This window comes from Pauljensenia sp. UMB3104 (assembly GCF_030217285.1).
Taxonomy (GTDB): domain Bacteria; phylum Actinomycetota; class Actinomycetes; order Actinomycetales; family Actinomycetaceae; genus Pauljensenia.
In genome coordinates this window covers 1-250 of the sequence record NZ_JASONN010000459.1, presented here as the reverse complement: position 1 = coordinate 250, position 250 = coordinate 1, and the positions used below count along the sequence as shown (strand labels likewise).

General features: G+C 61.6%; 1 protein-coding gene. It reads right to left on the bottom strand.

What is annotated here, in order from left to right; genetic code table 11:
• Positions 1–216, bottom strand: a 216-nt coding sequence (locus QP415_RS12395) for a cation transporter dimerization domain-containing protein (protein ID WP_442953495.1), incomplete at its 3' end; no start/stop codon positions are given.
• Positions 217–250 lie beyond the last annotated feature (34 nt).

Here is a 250-nt window from a genome sequence, read left to right as displayed (position 1 = left end):
GAAGGTGCAGTGATCAATCCCCCACTGATGTTGGGCCGTATGGGTCAGCTCGTCCAAGATGCGCGGCCCGGATCCATCAACCCACGCCTGCTCGCTGACGCGCACGTGCGCACTCAACACCGGCACGCCTGAGGTCAGCGCCCACACGTGCAGCGAGTGGATTGCGTCTACGCCCTTGGCGGCAGCTAGCGAGGCGCGGATTTCCTTGACATTCATACCTTCCGGCACGCCTTGCATGATGATGTTTACC